This window comes from Streptomyces sp. NPDC002324, from assembly GCF_053593335.1.
In genome coordinates, this window is record NZ_JBSFCF010000032.1 from 85,512 (window position 1) to 101,755 (window position 16,244).

Below are 16,244 nucleotides of genomic sequence, written 5' to 3' on the forward strand. Positions count from 1 at the left end.
CCCGTACCGCTACTTCGCCTGCGCGATGTCGGTGTCGATCTGCGCCGCGGTCTTCTCCAGCCCCTTGTGCAGGTCCTTCACCTTGCCGGACTCGTACTGGTAGCCGAAGTCCTGGAGTGTCGTCTGGTACGTCGAGCCGTTGATGGAGGCCGGCGGGGTGTTCGAGTGCGGGTTCTGGGCGATGTCCAGGAACGTCCTGAAGCCCTCGTCCACCTTCAGGCCGGGCGACTTCAGGGCGGCGAACGTGGACGGCACGTTGTGGATGGCGTTGGCGAAGGAGACGACGGCCTCGGTGTCGGTCGTCAGGTACTTCACCAGCTCCCAGGCCGCGTTCTGCTTCCGGCTCTGCGGGGCGATGCCGATGACCGTGCCGGAGAGGAAGCCCTTGCCGTACTCGGCCACCTCGTCGTCGGCCACGGGCATCGGCGCGGTGCCGATCTCGAAGTCGGTCCCGGCCTCCTTCGCCATCCCGAGCCGCCACTCGCCGTCCAGCTGCATGGCCACCTGGCCGGTCTGGAAGGGGTGCTTGGCGCCCCACTCGTCACCGAAGGTGTTCCGGTACTTCTCCAGCTTCGCGAAGCCGCCGAGCGAGTCCACCAGCTTCTTCTGGTACGTGAACATCTCCGCGAACGCCGGGTCCTCGGAGATGTTCGACTTGCCCTCGGCGTTGAAGTAGGAGTGGTCCCACTGCGACATGTAGTGGTCCACGACCGTCTCGTAGCCGTGGTAGTTCGGCATGAACCCGAGCTGCGTGTAGCTGTCGCCCTTGGTCTTCGTCAGCTTCTTCGCGTCCACGGCGAACTCGGACCACGTCTTCGGCGGCGACTTGATGCCCGCCTTCCGAAACGCGTCCTTGTTGTAATACAGCCCGTACGCGTCCCCCAGCAGCGGCAGCGCGCACCGGGTGCCCTCGAACTGCGTGTAGTCCAGCATCGGCTTCGGGATGATCTTGTCGAGGTCGAGCTTCGACTTCTCGATGAAGGGCTTGAGGTCGGCGAAGGCCCCGGAGGAACAGAACTTGCCGATGTTGGACGTCGTGAACGAGGACACGACGTCCGGCCCGCTCGAACCGCCCGCCCGCAGCGCCTGGTTGAGCTTGTCGTCGTTGATGTTCCCGACGACCTTCACCGTGATGTTGGGGTGCTTCTTCTCGAACCGGTCCACGTTCGCCTGGATCGCCTTCACCTCGCCGGGCGCGCTCCACCCGTGCCAGAAGGTGATGGTCGTCCTGGCGTTCGGGTCGTCGGAGGAGGTGGTGTCGGCCTGACCGGTGCAGGCGGTGGCGAGGAGGGCGAGAGAGGCGGTGGCGGCGAGCGCGATCGCCGCGTTCTTGGATATTCCGGACATGGCGAGGTCTCCTGAGGAAAGGGAGGGGAGGGGAGGGGTGATCTGGAGGGATGGGGGCGCGCCCGGGAAACCTCAGGGGCGCGAGGCGGTATCGATGTGCGGCTCCGCCGCGTGGGCGCGACCGGCCGCGACGGGCCGGCGGTTTTCGAACGACCTGGAACGCGGCCGAACTCAGCGGAGCGTCAACGTGTCGAACACTTCGTCCCGCGTCGTCGCGAGCGCACTCTCCAACGCCCCCCGCAGTACCGGGTGTTCGAGTACGGCACCGATGACCAGTCGTGGCCGGGAAGCGGCCAGTTCGCCCAGTTCGGCCGCCACGAGAGCCCGCAACGGCTCCCCGCCGGAGGCCAGCGCCGAGCCGCTGAGGACGATGAGTTCGGGATCGAGTACGGACACGAGTGCGGCCAGACCGGTGGCGACGGCGGTGGCGTACGTGGCCAGAAGTCGCCGGTGCGGACCGGAGTCGACCGCGGCGGCCCGCGCCACGAGGGCGGCGGCGACCTCCGCGTACGGCCCGTCGGGGATGTCGGTGATGCCCAGCTCACGGGCGAGCCGGGGGATGACCTGCGAACCGGCGAGTTCCTGGAACCCCCCGCTGTTCGCCTTGGTCACCTGGCGCACCAGCGGCACACCGGGGACCGGCAGGAAACCGACCTCGCCGGCGCCCCCGGTGAAGCCCCGGTGCAGCCGTCCGCCCAGGACCACCGCGGCGCCGAGTCCGCCCTCGTTCCACAGCAGGACGAAGTCCTCGTGGCCCCTGGCCGCGCCCAGCCGTTGTTCGGCGAGGGCGGCGAGGTTCACGTCGTTCTCGTACTCCACCGGCATCGGCAGCGCGGCGGCGAGTGCGTCGAGGAGGGCGGGGGAGTGCCAGCCGGGCAGGTGCGAGGCGTACCGCAGCCGCCCGGTGCCGGGGTCGAAGGCGCCCGGTGTGCCGATGACGAGCCGGCGCACGTCCGCCCGGACGAGCCCGGCGGCCTTGACCGCCCCGTCGAGGGCGGTGGTGACCTGGTGTACGACGGGTTCGGCGGGGCGTCGTCCGGGGGTGGGGACGGCGAACTCGCCGACCGTGCGGCCGGTGATGTCGGCGACGGCGGCCAGGACGCGTTCGGGGGTGACGTCCAGGCCCGCGGCGTACGCGGCGGTCGGGTCGACCGTGTAGAGCTGGGCGTTGGGGCCGGGTCGGCCCGCGCCGGATCCGCTCTCGCCGGGTCCGCCGGTGCCGGACCCTTCCGTGCCGGTGCCGGTGGCCACGACGAGTCCGGCGGCTTCGAGGCGGGCCAGGAGCTGTGAGGCCGTCGGTTTGGACAGCCCCGTCAGCTTGCCGAGCCGGGTCCGGGAGAGCGGCCCGTGCTCCAGCAGCAGATCGAGTGCGGCGCGGTCGTTCATGGCGCGCAGTACGCGGGGTGTTCCTGCCATGGTCCGCCACCTGCCAACTGTTAGGAAAGTTTCCTGTCGGATGCCAGGACGATAGGACTAGACCAGGTGGGCGTCAATATCTGGCCAGTAAAAACCGCCCCCGGGCGACGGAGTCGTTACCCGGGGGCGGTGCTGTCGGTGGCGCGTGGGGCGGGGCGGTCGCATCTCACCTCACGCGCGTCACCTCAGTTCACTTCGATCCGCTTCACATCACTTCACGTCGACGAAGTCCCCCGCGGACTTCACGGCCGCCGTGGTCGACGTGCCCGCGAACACGTAGCGGAAGGTGCCGTCCTTCGACGCCTTCACCGTGGTCGACAGGGCGCCGGTGGTGCCGGAGGTCACCGTCTTCACGTCCGTGTAGGCGGCGGCGCCCTTGGCCTTGAACTGCAGGGCCACCTTCTGGCCCTTGTAGCCCGCGTAGCGGCCGGTGTTCCAGTCGGCGCGGGTGAGCGTGCCCTTGACGGTCAGGGTCTTGCCCTTGACGGCCGGCTCGGGGGTGGCGTTGACGGTGGCCTTGGCGAGCCGCTGGAGCTTGGCGGTGCCGAGGTTGCCCCAGATGTCGCTCCCGAGGTGGAAGCTGATGTGGTCGTCGGAGTCGTCCTCGTCGATGGCCTGCTCGCTGTAGAAGGCGGCCGCCTTCCAGGTGGTGGCGTCCGCGCCCTCGAAGAGGCTGTCCCGAGGATCGATGGTGAGCTTCGTGGTGCAGGACTCGGTCACCGTGGTGTCGGTCGTCGCCGTCGGGGTGCAGACGGGCTTCTTGGGCGGGCTCTCGATGGCGTTGTCGGGCTCCGCGAGCCTGCCCCGGTAGAGGGCGACGCCCAGGAAGTTGTTCTTGTAGTCGACCTTGAAAGCGGTCGGCCGGGTGAGGCTGTACGTGACCGGAACGGTCACCTCGGCCTTGGTGCCGATGACGATCGGCTTGCCGTTGTTGACGGTGACGGCGCCGAAGGTCAGGTCCGGCGAGTCGGCCAGCGCGGCGGGCGCGGCCAGGCCGGTGAGAGCCAGGGCGCCGGACACGGCGGCGCCTATGGCGAGCTTGCGCATGAGTCCCCACATTCGAGGCGGGCCCCTGGGCGTTGCGCTCCAGAACAAGGGCCGCCTGTTGGAAGTGACACTAGGCGATCACTTGTGCGAGGGGAATGCGGGGTACTTGTGGAGACGGTAACGAAACCGCAGGTCAACCGGATGCGGGCGTTCCGGGTGCCCCGCGGGAGGAGGCACCCGGCCATGCAAAAACCCGGACCGTCAGGCGGAGATGCCGTCGATCCGGGCCATCGCGTCGTCCGCGCCGAACGGTTGCAGGTAGGGCAGCCAGCGCGGGTCCCTGTGACCGGTGCCGATGATGCGCCAGGCCAGCCCGGAGGGCGGAGCGGGTTTGTGACGGAGCCGCCAGCCGATCTCGACGAGATGGCGGTCGGCCTTGACATGGTTGCAGCGGCGGCATGACGCGACGACGTTGTCCCAGACGTGCTTGCCCCCGCGACTGCGCGGGATGACGTGGTCGACGCTGGTTGCGACGCCACCGCAGTACATGCACCGGCCCCCGTCGCGGGCGAACAGCGCCCGACGGGTCAGAGGAACGGGCCCCCGATAGGGAACCCGGACGAATCGCTTGAGCCGGACCACGCTGGGTGCGGGGACTGTGACGGTCGCGCTGTGCAGATAGGCGCCGGACTCCTCCAGGGAGACCGCCTTGTTCTCCAGGACGAGGACGAGCGCGCGGCGGAGCGGTACGACACCGAGCGGCTCGTACGACGCGTTGAGGACCAGGACGTGCGGCACGGATGCCTCCTTGTACGCCGGCGGCGCGTGGCTCGCGCCGTGGACGATCCGTAGTCAGTCTCCCCTCATGCCTGGTGGAAGCGCCACCATGTCCCGGTAACGGGCTGGGAGTGTTTTCGACCACACCTTGATTCATCCCCCGCCGCGTGCGCCCTTCACTCCCTGGTGAGCGCCTTGTCTCCCTCGAACATGGCGACGTCCTCCACACAATGCCCCGTTAGTGTGGTGGGCCTGCCCGTCCGGTGACCCATCCGTGATCTGACGGATCTTGACCGCCGTACCGGAGGGCAGATAGAGCACCTGGAGGTATCCGCCGTGTCGTCCGTTTCTTCCCTGCCCCTCCTACTGGCCGCCGCCACGCCGTCGCCGTCCCCCTCGGAGACGTCGACGACCCCCGCGGTGCCGTCGCTGGAGGACGCCCAGGAGAGCGCGACCAACGCCGCCAGCTGGGTGGAGGAGAACTGGTCCACATGGCTGGCGATCGGTCTCCGCGTCCTGCTGATCGTGGTGATAGCGGCGGTGCTGAGAGTGTTCGTCCGGCGGGCGATCACCAAGCTCATAGACCGGATGAACCGCTCCGTGCCGGGCGTCGAGGGCGGCACGCTCGGCGGGCTGCTGGTCAACGTGGAGCGCCGCCGCCAGCGCTCCCAGGCCATCGGCTCGGTGCTGCGCTCGGTGGCGTCCTTCCTCATCCTGGGCACCGCCGCCCTGATGGTCCTCGCCACCTTCGAGATCAACCTCGCCCCGCTGCTGGCCTCCGCCGGTGTCGCGGGCGTCGCCATCGGTTTCGGCGCCCGCAACCTGGTCACGGACTTCCTCTCCGGCGTCTTCATGATCCTGGAGGACCAGTACGGCGTCGGGGACACCGTCGACGCGGGCGTCGCCTCCGGCGAGGTGATCGAGGTCGGCCTGCGCGTCACCAAGCTGCGCGGCGACAACGGCGAGATCTGGTACGTCCGCAACGGCGAGGTCAAGCGCATCGGCAACCTCTCCCAGGGCTGGGCCACGGCCGGCGTCGACGTCATCGTCCGTTACGACGAGGACCTCGACAAGGTCCGCCGCACGCTGATGGAGGTCGGCGAGGCGATGAGCAAGGAGGAGCCCTGGAACGAGCTTCTGTGGGGCCCCATCGAGGTGCTCGGCCTCGACGACGTGCTCCTGGAGTCGATGGTCGTCCGCGTCTCCGCCAAGACCATGCCCGGCAAGGCCCTCACCGTCGAGCGTGAACTGCGCTGGCGCATCAAGAAGGCCTTCGACGCCGCCGACATCCCCATCGTCGGCGGCACCCAGGCCCTCGCCGCCGACAACCCGGACGCCGACCCGGCCGCCGGCGTGGCGGCCCCGTCCGTCTACTCCAGCACGACCTCGCCCCAGTCGGAGCGGGCGACGCCGATCACGCCCTCGGGGGTACCGAAGTAGCGCGAGGGCGCGTTCGTGGTGGTGCGCTGCGGTGGGGGCGCCCGGGAATGTCCGGGCGCCCCCACCGCTGTGTCCGGCGTCGTCCGGCGGCCGGGAGCACCCCCGTGTCCCCCGGGCCGCCGCGGCCTCGGGCCCCTACGCGAACCGCAGCTCCGCGGGGCGGACCGTGCGGCGCAGCAGGGGGAGGGCCGTGGCCGCCGCGAGGAGGCAGGTGCCGTAGGCCGCGAGGGGCACCAGGAGCGCGCCGTAGGGGATGACCAGGCCGTCGCCGAACGCCGTGGCGTACCCGACGGCGATCGCCGTGCCACCGAGGCCGGCGACCAGCACCGACGGAGCGAGCGGCAGGGCGGTCTCCAGCAGCAGCGCACGGCGCAGTACCTCGTACGGAACTCCGGCGGCGACCTGCGCGGCGAGGCCCCGGCGGCGGGTGGCCAGCGACTCGGCGGTGCCGACCGCCAGGCCGCACAGGGTGACGGCGAAACCGACGAGGATCGCGGCGGCGGCCAGGTTCACACCGGTGACATAGAAGGACGCCTCCTCGGCGAGGTACCTGGTGCTGTACACCTCTGCGAGCAGCGCCTGCCGGACCCCGATGAACCCGCTGCCCGCGACGGTCCCCATGAGAACGGCCGCGTGGGTGCGGGCCGAGGCCCACGGGTCGTCACGCAGCCGCTCGGCGGCGATCAGTACCGCCGGGCTCCCGGCGCGCGCGGCGAGCAGCCGGCCTACGAACGCCGAGACCGTGCCCGAGAGCCACACCGCGCCCGCGCCCACCGCGAGCAGTGCGCCGGCCACGATCAGCGGACCGTGGCCGGTCTTGCCGGGCATGTCGCGGTTGGTGTTGGCGACGAAGAGCAGCCCCCCGAGCATCACCAGGGCCACCGCACCCAGGAACACCCACCCGGGCCCCCGGCCGGTGCTCGGCCGCACCCGGCGCACCCAGCCCAGCGGCGAGGCCACCACCCGGCGCAGTGCCAGCGCGCTCGCCACCACGCCGAGCACAGGCACCCCGAGTGCCACCAGGACGACACCGACCCAGGCCAGGGCGGGCGGGGTCCACGTGGTCAGCAGGAACAGCACGAAGAAGACCGTCACGACCAGGGAACCGACGAGACAGGCCACGGCCGTCTCCAGCGCCGCGATCCTGCGCACCTGGGCCGCCGACGCCCCGGCCAGCCGCAGCCCGGCCATCCGCCGGTCGCGGTGCACGGCGCCCACGCGGGTGGACTGGCCGAGGAACCCGAGCACCGGGACCAACAGGAGCAGAAGGGTGACGATCACCCCGGAGCGTTCGCCGGGGTGGTTCAGCAGACCGTTGCCGTACTGGACGGAGTACTGGCCTTCCAACGAGGCCAGCGCTGCCGCCGACATGGCGAATCCGGTGGCCAGGGCCGCTCCGAGGGCTGTCAGGGTCATCCGCCACCGCTCGCGCCGGTCGGCGCCCCGGGTCAGCAGGACTGCCAACCGGAAGTCGTTCGTCAGCGCCCTCACCGCGTCACCTCCAGCGCGGCGTCCGCCTCCGCCACCACGACACCGTCCTGCAACACGACCTCCCGATCCGCGTACGCCGCCGTCTGCGCGTCATGGGTGATCAGCAGCACCGCCGTACCGGACTCCCGGGCCGCGTGCGTCAGCGACGCCATCACCTGCTCGCTCGCCAGTGAGTCCAGCGCCCCGGTCGGTTCGTCCGCGAACACCACCTTCGGCGCGGTCACCAGAGCCCGCGCCAGTGACACCCGCTGCGCCTGGCCGCCGCTCATCTCACCGGGCCGCTGTTCCTCCTGCCCGCGCACGCCGAAGCGCTCCAGCCACTCACCGGCCCGCTCCCGCGCCTCCTGGCGGGCCGCGCCGGCCAGCAGCAGCGGCAGCGCGACGTTGTCGACGGCCGTCAGTTCGGGTATCAGCTGCCCGAACTGGAAGACGATTCCGAAGTCCGTCCGGCGCAGTTCGCTCAGTTCCTTCTCCGGGAGCCGGTCGAGCCGCCTGCCCGCGTACGTCACCGAGCCCTCGTCCGGCCGGACGATGCCCGCGAGGCAGTGCAGCAGGGTGGACTTGCCGCTGCCGCTGGCCCCGGTGACGGCGAGGATCTCTCCCTCGCGCAGCTCCACCGAGGCGCCGCGCAGCGCCTGTGTCCTGCCGTGCCGCCTGGCGAGACCCCGGGCCGTGAGCAGCGGCCCGGGGCCGGAGTTGTCGTGGGGGTTCTGTTCGTTCACGCTGCGTCGACCTCCGCGGTCAGGGTGGTCAGCCGGGCCGCGGTGGTGTTCATCCAGCGGAGATCGGCGTCGAGATGGTTGAGGGCGAAGTCGGCCCCGAGCACCGTCGCGAGATCGGCTCCCGGCGCGGTCTTCACGGCGGTCAGCTCCCGCATCCGCGCCATGTGCGCGGTGCGCTGCGCCCTCAGGTAGCCGGCCGGGTCGCCCCCGGCGAGGATCGAGACGACGAGCTTGGCGAAGATCTCGTTCGTCACGAACGGCGCGGGCGCGGTGATCTCCCCGGCCCACTCGGTCAGTTCGCGGGCCCCCTTGTCCGTCGAGCGGTACATCGTCCGCTCCGGACCGCTGTCCGCCTCGGTGCCGTCGATCTCGGCGAGTCCGTCGCGGACCAGCCGCTGCAGGGTCGTGTAGACCTGGCCGTAGGCCAGCGGGCGGGCCTGCGGGAAGCGTTCGTCGTGCCGTCGCTTGAGGTCGTAGCCATGGCTCGGCCCACCGGCGAGCAGGCCCAACAGGATGTGACGGGTGCTCATGGTGATCACTATACATCGAGTACATATACTGAGTGAATAGTGAGCGGGAGGGGCTGGGTGAGCCGGGGGAGGAGCACCGGCGCGAAAGTGATCAGAACCACGATGTCCCCCCACCCACGTCTGCGACGCCGCCCGCTGGGTAGGGCTGGAGTACCCCGGACCCGCACCCCATCGCCGTACGACGACTAGGAGACCCCCGTGGCCGCACCGGCTCATCTTCCGGCCCCCGTCCGCTCCAAACGCACGCCGGAGCCCTTCGAGCTCCACGAACCCCACGTCTGTGTCTTCAGTGCCGAGGGGCCCTGCGCCGACGTCCCGCTCACCAGTGAGCCCCCGCTCCCGGACGCCGAACCCCTCACCAGCGAGCCGCCTCTCACCGACGCGGCCCCCCTCACCAGTGAACCCACGTCCCACGGCGCCGCATCGGGGGTCTAGATGCACGAAGACCCAGGGGGTTCGAGCCCGATGGCCGAGACCCCGCTGGCCCGGCTCGCCGCCCTGTGCGGCGTCGCCACCTCCTACAGCCCCTCCCCGGACCACACGGTCGCCGCCTCGGACGGCGCGGTCGTGGCCGCTCTCGCCGCGCTGGACGTCGACGCGAGCACCCCCGAGTCCGTCGCCGCCGCCCTCGCGGCCCGCGAACGGAGTCTCGGCGAACGGCTGCTGCCGCCGACCGTCGTCCACTGGGCCGACGGCGAGCCCCCGGCCGCGCTGACCGCCCTCCCGGACGGCACCCGGCTGCGTATCGAGACCGAGCAGGGCGAACTCCGCTCCGGCATCGAGAAACTGCCCCCGGGCGTGCACGCCCTGCGCGCCACCGCTCCCGACGGGCGCACCGCCGACGCCCACCTCGTGGTGGCCCCGGCCCGGCTGCCCGCCCCGCCCGGCCGCACGTACGGCCTCCTCGTCCAGCTCTACTCCCTCCTCTCGCAGCGCAGCTGGGGCATGGGCGACCTCGGCGACCTCGCCGAACTCACCGCCTGGGCGGGCCGCGCCCTCGGCGCCGGATTCGTCCAGGTCAACCCGCTGCACGCGGCGGTCCCCGGCGCCCCCACCGACCCCTCCCCGTACCGCCCCTCCTCCCGCCGCTACCCCGACCCGGTCCACCTGCGGGTGGAGGACGTACCGGAGTACCCCTACGCCCTCGCCTCCCCCGAGGGGCGCGACCGCGTCGGCGGGCTGCTGGAGCGGGCCGTGCGGCTGCGGGAATCCGTCCTGGCCAAGGGCGAGCTGATCGACCGGGACGCGGTGTGGGCCCTCAAACGCGAGGCCCTGGACCTGGTACGCGCCGTCCCGCTCGGCCCCGGGCGGCGGGCCGCCTACTGGGACTTCCTCGCCGAGGAGGGCGAGGCGCTGGAGGACCACGCCACCTGGTGCGCGCTCGCCGAGGTCCACGGCTCCGACTGGTCGCGCTGGCCGGCCGGCCTGCGCGACCCACGCTCCGCCGAGACCGCCCGCGCACGCGGGGAACTGATGGACCGCGTCGACTTCCACACCCGGCTGGCCTGGCTGACCGACGCCCAGCTCGGCACCGCCCAACGCTCCGCGCGCGACGCCGGCATGCCGATCGGTCTGGTGCACGACCTGGCCGTCGGCGTACACCCCGGCGGCGCCGACGCCTGGGCCCAGCAGGAGTACTTCGCCTCCGGCATGTCCGTCGGCGCGCCCCCCGACGCCTTCAACTCCCGCGGCCAGGACTGGGGTCTGCCGCCCTGGCGCCCGGACCGCCTCGCCGAGTCCGGCTACGCCCCCTACCGCCACCTCCTGCGCGCCCTCCTCCGCCACGCGGGCGCCCTCCGCATCGACCACGTCATGGGCCTGTTCCGCCTCTGGTGGGTACCGCAGGGCCAGGCCCCGACCGAGGGCACGTACGTCCGCTACGACGCCGACGCCATGCTCGCGATCCTGGTCCTGGAGGCGTCGCGGGCCGGCGCCCTGGTGATCGGCGAGGATCTCGGCACGGTCGAGCCGGGTGTGCGCGAGGCCCTCGACGCGCGTGGGGTGCTGGGCACGTCCGTCCTGTGGTTCGAACGCGACTGGGAGGGCACGGGCCGGCCCCTGCCGCCCGAGCGCTGGCGCGCGAACTGTCTCGCCACCGCCACCACGCACGACCTCCCGCCCACCGCCTCGCGGCTGACCTGCGACCACGTCGACCTGCGCCACGGCCTGGGTCTGCTCACGCGGTCCCTGGAGGAGGAGCGGGCGGAGGCCGCCGCCGACGCGGGCGAATGGCTGGCCCTCCTGGCCAGGCTGGGTCTGCTGAACGGCGCCGGCGGGGGCATCTCCACGACGTCCGAGGAGGAGCGGATCCAGGCCGTCCACCGGTTCCTTCTGCGGACACCCGCCCGCATGATCGGGCTCTGGCTCCCCGACGCGCTCGGAGACCGCCGTCCGCAGAACCTGCCCGGTACGTGGGATCAGTATCCGAACTGGCGTCTGCCGATCGCCGACGCGGAGGGCCGTCCGGCGACGCTGGAGGATCTGGCGGCGTCACCTCGTCTGTACGCGCTGGTGGACGTGGTGCGGGGGGTGTCGTAGCGGCGTTCCTGGGGGCGGGGGGCGCCTAGGGGGTGGGGGGGGGTTCCTGTTCGTGGGCGGGCGCGGGTCCGGTGGGGCTTCTCGCGCAGTTCCCCGCGCCCCTAAAAGCTCCAGGCCCTGCGGGCCTGAAAGCCGACGGTCCTGCGGGCCTGAAAAGCAGGGGGCGCAGCCCCTGCTTTTCAGGGGCGCGGGGAACCGCGCGACCAGCCCCCACCGAAGCCGCACCCGCCGACGAAACCCGCGCCCCCACCCCCTCAGGCGCCCCCCGCCCTCCGAAAGGCGCCCCCCGCCCGAGCGGACCCCCCGCACGTTCGTTACCTTTAGCGCGTGGACAAGAAGAACGCCCTGCGCGCCGGCGCCCTGGCTGCCGGTACGACGCTGATGATGCTGCTCATGTCGTCCCCCGCCCTCGCGCTGACGCCCGACGACGGCGACGACCCGGGCCCGGGCCTCAGCGTGATCGAGACGCTCGGCCTCTTCGTGGTGGCGCCGCTCGCCCTGTTCGCGGTGATCGCCGGCCTCGTGTGGGTCCTGGACGGATCGACGGACCGTCAGCCGAAGGCCAAGGCCAAGGCGAAGGCCTGACCACCTCCGCTCCACCTCGCTGAGACGTTCCATCGAGGGCACCCCCGGCGCACGCGCACACCCGCGCGCCGGGGGTGCCCTCGACGCGTTCCCTCATGACCCCGTACCCACCACCAGCAACCGCAGCAGGCCGGCCAGTTGGCCGGCCTGTTCGTCGTCCAGGGCGGCGAGCGCCTCGGTCTGCACGGCCAGGCCCGCCACGACCGCCTCGTCGATCAGGCGCAGCCCCTCGTCGGTGAGGGTGACCTGAAGGGCCCGGCGGTCGTGCGGGTCGGGGGAGCGGCGGAGCAGGTGCGCGCGTTCGAGCTTGTCCAGCCGGCCGGTCATCCCGCCGGTGGTGAGCATGAGGGTGGCCGAGAGCTGACGGGGCGAGAGGGTGTACGGCTCCCCGGACCGCCGCAGGGTCGCGAGCACGTCGAACTCGCCGCGTGAGATCCCGAACCGCGCGTACGCCTTCTCCATCCGGTCTCCCAGCGCCCGCGAGAGCCGGTAGACGCGGCCGAACACCTCCATCGCGGTGGTGTCCAGGTCGGGCCGGGCCACGGCCCACTGGTCGACGATCGTGTCGACGGGGTCGCGAAGGGGCCTGTCGGGCTCGGGGCGCGCGTTCATGGGGTGAGTATCGGATGCCGATGGGTCGGCCGCAAGAAAGTAGCTTGACGGAAAGTGGCTTAGCGCTAAGCTAATTGCAAGCAAGCTACTTCGAGTGCCTACCGACCGAGCCGCCCTCCCCGCCGCGAAGGACGCGTCCCATGACCGCGCACACCGCGCACACCGCCCGTCGTCTTCCCCTCATCGCCCTGACCGCGCTCGCCCCCCTCTCCTGGGGCACCACCTACGCCGTGACGACGGAGTTCCTGCCGGCCGACCGCCCCCTGTTCACCGGCCTGGTGCGGGCGCTCCCGGCGGGGCTGCTGCTCCTGGCGATCTCGCGCACGCTGCCGCGCGGGGTCTGGTGGTGGAAGGCCACGGTGCTGGGCGCGCTGAACATCGGCGCCTTCTTCCCGCTGCTCTTCCTCTCCGCGTACCGGCTGCCGGGCGGTATGGCGGCGGTGGTCGGCTCGGCCGGGCCGCTGTTCGTCGCGGGACTGGCGGCCCTGCTGCTGGGTGACCGGCCGACCGTACGCACGCTGCTCACCGGCATCGCCGCGGCCCTCGGCGTCAGTCTGGTCGTCCTGAAGGCGGCGGGCGCGCTGGACCCGGTCGGACTGCTCGCGGCGCTCGCCTCCACCGCCTCCATGTCCACCGGCACGGTCCTCACCAAGCGGTGGGGGCGCCCGGCCGGCGTCACCCCCCTCGCCCTCACCGGCTGGCAGCTGACCGCGGGCGGCCTCCTGATCGCCCCGCTCGCCCTGCTGGTCGAGGGCGCGCCCCCGGCCCTGGACGGCCCGGCGATCGGCGGCTACCTCTACCTCATGCTGGGCAACACCGCCGTCTCCTACTGGCTCTGGTTCCGGGGCATCGGCCGCCTCTCCGCCACCCAGGTCACCTTCCTCGGTCCGCTGTCCCCCCTCACCGCCGCCGTCGTCGGCTGGGCAGCCCTCGGCCAGTCCCTCGGCCCCCTCCAACTGCTCGGCATGGCCATCGCCTTCGGCGCGACGATCGCCGGCCAGCTCCGGCCCCGCACGCCGACGCCGGCCGACGGGGCACGGCACATGCCTCGGCCGCGGCACGGCGGCGAGTCTCGGGCCCCGCTCGTCAGCCGCCCCGGCCGCTGACGAACGACGGGGGCGCCCGGTGATCTCTCACCGGGCGCCCCCGTCGTCGTACGAGCGGTGGTCGTTGCTCGCGGCGGCCGCTACTCCGTGGCAGCCGCCGCGTCCGCGGCCTGGGCCCGCAGCGCTCGCTCCACGCCCGAGCGGGACTCCGAGATCAGGCGGCGCAGGGCCGCGTTGGGCTCGGCGGCGGTCAGCCACGCGTCCGTCTTGTGCAGGGTGTCGGCCGATACCTGGACCGTCGGGTAGAGGCCGATCGCGATCTGCTGGGCGATCTCGTGCGAGCGGGACTCCCAGATGTCCTTCACCACCTCGAAGTACGGGTCGGTGTAGGCGGCGAGGAGGTCGCGCTGGTCGGTCTGGACGAAGCCGCCGATCACCGCTTCCTGCAGCGCGTTGGGGAGCTTGTCCGACTCGATGACCTGCGACCAGGCCTCGGCCTTGGCCTCGGCGGTCGGACGCGAGGCGCGGGCGGTGGCCGCGTGGCGCTCACCGGCGGCGGTCCGGTCGCGCTCGTACTCGCCGGCGATCTCCGCCTCGTCGTAGCGGCCCACCGTCGCGAGCCGCTGTACGAGGGACCAGCGCAGCTCGGTGTCGACGGCCAGGCCCTCGATCGTCTGCGTGCCCTCCAGCAGTGCCTCCAGCAGGTCCAGCTGCTCGGGCGTCCGGGCGGTCGCGGCGAACGCGCGGGCCCAGGCCAGCTGGTGGTCGGAGCCGGCGGCCGCGGCACGCAGATGCGCGAGCGTGGCGTCCGTCCAGCGGGTCAGCAACGCCTCGCGGGCCGTCGGGTCGGCGTACAGCTCGATCGCCAGCTTCACCTGGCGGTGCAGCGACTGGACGACACCGATGTCGGACTCCTTGCCGATGCCCGACAGGACGAGCGACAGGTAGTCCCGGGTCGCCAGCTCCGCGTCACGTGTCATGTCCCAGGCCGAGGCCCAGCACAGCGCGCGGGGCAGGGAGGCCTCGAAGTCGCCGAGGTGCTCGGTGACGAACGCGAGCGACCGCTCGTCGAGGCGGACCTTCGCGTACGACAGGTCGTCGTCGTTGAGGAGGACCACGGCCGGGCGGCGGCGGCCCACCAGCTGGGGCACGGCGGTCAGTTCACCGTCGACGTCCAGCTCGACGCGCTCGTCACGGATCAGCTTGCCGCTGTCGTCGTCGAGTTCGTACAGGCCGACCGCGATGCGGTGCGGACGCAGCGTCGGCTCGCCCTTCGCACCCGCGGGCAGCGCCGGGGCCTCCTGGCGGATCGCGAACGCGGTGATGACCCCGTGCTCGTCCGTCTCGATCTCGGGGCGCAGGACGTTGATGCCCGCCGTCTCCAGCCACGCCTTCGACCAGGCCTTCAGATCGCGGCCGGAGGTCTTCTCCAGGGAGCCCAGCAGGTCGGACAGGCGCGTGTTGCCGTACGCGTGCGCCTTGAAGTAGGCCTGCACGCCCCGGAAGAACTCGTCCTGCCCGACGTACGCGACAAGCTGCTTCAGGACGGAGGCGCCCTTCGCGTAGGTGATGCCGTCGAAGTTGACGAGCACGTCCTCCAGGTCGCGGATCTCCGCCATGATCGGGTGCGTGGACGGCAGCTGGTCCTGCCGGTACGCCCAGGTCTTCATGGAGTTGGCGAACGTGGTCCACGAGTGCGGCCAGCGCGAGCCGGGGGCGTCGGCCTGGCAGGCGATCGAGGTGTAGGTGGCGAACGACTCGTTCAGCCACAGGTCGTTCCACCACTCCATCGTCACCAGGTCGCCGAACCACATGTGGGCCAGCTCGTGGAGGATGGTCTCGGCGCGGACCTCGTACGCCGCGTCCGTCACCTTCGAGCGGAAGACGTACTGGTCGCGGATGGTCACCGCGCCCGCGTTCTCCATCGCGCCCGCGTTGAACTCCGGCACGAACAGCTGGTCGTACTTCTGGAACGGGTACGCGTAGTCGAACTTCTCCTGGAACCACTCGAAGCCCTGCCGGGTGACCTCGAAGATCGCGTCGGAGTCCAGGTGCTCGGCGAGGGACGGCCGGCAGTAGATGCCGAGCGGCACGCTCTGCCCGTCCTTCTCGTACACGCTGTGCACCGAGTGGTACGGGCCGACGATGAGCGCCGTGATGTACGTGGAGATCCGGGGCGTCGGCTCGAAGACCCAGACGTCGTCCTTGGGCTCCGGAGTCGGCGAGTTCGAGATGACGGTCCAGCCCGTCGGGGCCTTCACGGTGAACTGGAACGTGGCCTTCAGGTCCGGCTGTTCGAAGCTCGCGAAGACACGGCGGGCGTCGGGGACCTCGAACTGCGTGTACAGGTACGCCTGGTCGTCGACCGGGTCCACGAACCGGTGCAGGCCCTCGCCCGTGTTGGTGTACGCGGCGTCGGCCACGACCCGCAGGATGTTGCGGCCCTGGAGCAGGCCGGGAAGCGCGATCCGGGAGTCCGCGAAGACCTCCGCCGGGTCCAGCGCGTCGCCGTTGAGGGTCACCTCGTGGACGGTCGGGGCCACCAGGTCGATGAAGGACGTCGTGCCGCTCTCCGTGACGTCGAAGCGCACGGTGGTCACGGACCGGTAGGTGCCTCCCCCGCTCTGCGCGCCGGAGAGGTCGAGATCGATCTCGTACGAGTCGACGGTGAGCAGCGCCGCCCGCTGCTGAGCCTCGTCGCGGGTCAGGTTTGTGCCAGGCACGCGGTCATCTCCTCGGTATGTGTGGGTTGC

14 protein-coding genes are annotated in these 16,244 nt (G+C 71.7%); 5 read left to right on the plus strand and 9 right to left on the minus strand.

The window, feature by feature from the left end; genetic code table 11:
* Positions 1–9: 9 nt before the first annotated feature.
* The 4 genes from ACWCRJ_RS32750 to ACWCRJ_RS32765 all read right to left on the minus strand — a co-directional run bounded on the left by ACWCRJ_RS32750 (position 10) and on the right by ACWCRJ_RS32765 (position 4,548).
* Positions 10–1,347 carry an ABC transporter substrate-binding protein gene (locus ACWCRJ_RS32750; RefSeq protein ID WP_450942684.1) on the minus strand — a complete coding sequence of 446 codons (1,338 nt, stop codon included), beginning with the start codon at positions 1,345–1,347 and terminating at the stop codon, positions 10–12.
* A gap of 171 nt (positions 1,348–1,518) precedes the next feature.
* Positions 1,519–2,763, minus strand: coding sequence for an ROK family transcriptional regulator (locus ACWCRJ_RS32755; protein ID WP_450942685.1), 1,245 nt, complete (start codon positions 2,761–2,763; stop codon positions 1,519–1,521).
* A gap of 210 nt (positions 2,764–2,973) precedes the next feature.
* The gene (locus ACWCRJ_RS32760; RefSeq protein WP_450942686.1) at positions 2,974–3,810 is read right to left on the minus strand and encodes a hypothetical protein; all 837 of its coding nucleotides are present in this window, start codon (positions 3,808–3,810) and stop codon (positions 2,974–2,976) included.
* 201 nt (positions 3,811–4,011) lie between these two features.
* Complete coding sequence (locus tag ACWCRJ_RS32765) at positions 4,012–4,548, minus strand: HNH endonuclease (protein ID WP_005479438.1); 537 nt, start codon at positions 4,546–4,548, stop codon at positions 4,012–4,014.
* A 315-nt stretch (positions 4,549–4,863) separates the two neighbouring features.
* Here ACWCRJ_RS32765 and ACWCRJ_RS32770 point away from each other — a divergent pair, with 315 nt between their 5' ends.
* Positions 4,864–5,967 (plus strand): mechanosensitive ion channel family protein, encoded by a 1,104-nt coding sequence (locus tag ACWCRJ_RS32770; protein WP_450942687.1) that lies wholly within the window; start codon positions 4,864–4,866, stop codon positions 5,965–5,967.
* A gap of 135 nt (positions 5,968–6,102) precedes the next feature.
* Here ACWCRJ_RS32770 and ACWCRJ_RS32775 read toward each other — a convergent pair whose 3' ends face one another.
* Genes ACWCRJ_RS32775 through ACWCRJ_RS32785 form a run of 3 tightly spaced genes read right to left on the minus strand, consistent with a single transcriptional unit; the run spans position 6,103 to position 8,710 of the window.
* Positions 6,103–7,458 carry an FtsX-like permease family protein gene (locus ACWCRJ_RS32775; protein ID WP_450942688.1) on the minus strand — a complete coding sequence of 452 codons (1,356 nt, stop codon included), beginning with the start codon at positions 7,456–7,458 and terminating at the stop codon, positions 6,103–6,105.
* Positions 7,455–8,180, minus strand: a complete 726-nt coding sequence (locus ACWCRJ_RS32780; RefSeq protein ID WP_450942689.1) for an ABC transporter ATP-binding protein — start codon at positions 8,178–8,180, stop codon at positions 7,455–7,457. The genes ACWCRJ_RS32775 and ACWCRJ_RS32780 overlap by 4 nt, the downstream gene beginning before the upstream one ends.
* Positions 8,177–8,710 (minus strand): PadR family transcriptional regulator, encoded by a 534-nt coding sequence (locus tag ACWCRJ_RS32785; RefSeq protein WP_450942690.1) that lies wholly within the window; start codon positions 8,708–8,710, stop codon positions 8,177–8,179. Before ACWCRJ_RS32785 ends, ACWCRJ_RS32780 begins: the two co-directional genes overlap by 4 nt.
* A gap of 198 nt (positions 8,711–8,908) precedes the next feature.
* Here ACWCRJ_RS32785 and ACWCRJ_RS32790 point away from each other — a divergent pair, with 198 nt between their 5' ends.
* From ACWCRJ_RS32790 to ACWCRJ_RS32800, 3 genes are all read left to right on the plus strand, one after another.
* Positions 8,909–9,145 (plus strand): hypothetical protein, encoded by a 237-nt coding sequence (locus ACWCRJ_RS32790; protein WP_046915544.1) that lies wholly within the window; start codon positions 8,909–8,911, stop codon positions 9,143–9,145.
* A gap of 30 nt (positions 9,146–9,175) precedes the next feature.
* On the plus strand, positions 9,176–11,248 hold the full coding sequence (gene malQ, locus ACWCRJ_RS32795; protein ID WP_450942691.1) for a 4-alpha-glucanotransferase: 2,073 nt from the start codon (positions 9,176–9,178) through the stop codon (positions 11,246–11,248).
* A gap of 327 nt (positions 11,249–11,575) precedes the next feature.
* Positions 11,576–11,833: a hypothetical protein gene (locus ACWCRJ_RS32800; protein ID WP_450942692.1), complete on the plus strand. Its 258-nt coding sequence runs from the start codon at positions 11,576–11,578 to the stop codon at positions 11,831–11,833.
* Between the two features lie 93 nt (positions 11,834–11,926).
* Here ACWCRJ_RS32800 and ACWCRJ_RS32805 read toward each other — a convergent pair whose 3' ends face one another.
* The gene (locus tag ACWCRJ_RS32805; RefSeq protein WP_450942693.1) at positions 11,927–12,445 is read right to left on the minus strand and encodes a MarR family winged helix-turn-helix transcriptional regulator; all 519 of its coding nucleotides are present in this window, start codon (positions 12,443–12,445) and stop codon (positions 11,927–11,929) included.
* A 140-nt stretch (positions 12,446–12,585) separates the two neighbouring features.
* Here ACWCRJ_RS32805 and ACWCRJ_RS32810 point away from each other — a divergent pair, with 140 nt between their 5' ends.
* Positions 12,586–13,551: an EamA family transporter gene (locus ACWCRJ_RS32810; protein WP_450942694.1), complete on the plus strand. Its 966-nt coding sequence runs from the start codon at positions 12,586–12,588 to the stop codon at positions 13,549–13,551.
* 80 nt (positions 13,552–13,631) lie between these two features.
* On the opposite strand, the gene pepN is transcribed toward ACWCRJ_RS32810, so the two are convergent.
* On the minus strand, positions 13,632–16,214 hold the full coding sequence (pepN, locus tag ACWCRJ_RS32815; protein WP_450942695.1) for an aminopeptidase N: 2,583 nt from the start codon (positions 16,212–16,214) through the stop codon (positions 13,632–13,634).
* Positions 16,215–16,244 lie beyond the last annotated feature (30 nt).

Excerpts from the sequence above, each read along its gene's own strand:
- ACWCRJ_RS32750 (WP_450942684.1), bottom strand. The coding sequence starts at position 1,347 with ATGTCCGGAATATCCAAGAACGCGGCGATCGCGCTCGCCGCCACCGCC.
- ACWCRJ_RS32755 (WP_450942685.1), bottom strand. The coding sequence starts at position 2,763 with ATGGCAGGAACACCCCGCGTACTGCGCGCCATGAACGACCGCGCCGCA.
- ACWCRJ_RS32760 (WP_450942686.1), bottom strand. The coding sequence starts at position 3,810 with ATGCGCAAGCTCGCCATAGGCGCCGCCGTGTCCGGCGCCCTGGCTCTC.
- ACWCRJ_RS32785 (WP_450942690.1), bottom strand. The coding sequence starts at position 8,710 with ATGAGCACCCGTCACATCCTGTTGGGCCTGCTCGCCGGTGGGCCGAGC.
- malQ (WP_450942691.1), top strand. The coding sequence starts at position 9,176 with ATGGCCGAGACCCCGCTGGCCCGGCTCGCCGCCCTGTGCGGCGTCGCC.
- ACWCRJ_RS32805 (WP_450942693.1), bottom strand. The coding sequence starts at position 12,445 with ATGAACGCGCGCCCCGAGCCCGACAGGCCCCTTCGCGACCCCGTCGAC.
- ACWCRJ_RS32810 (WP_450942694.1), top strand. The coding sequence starts at position 12,586 with ATGACCGCGCACACCGCGCACACCGCCCGTCGTCTTCCCCTCATCGCC.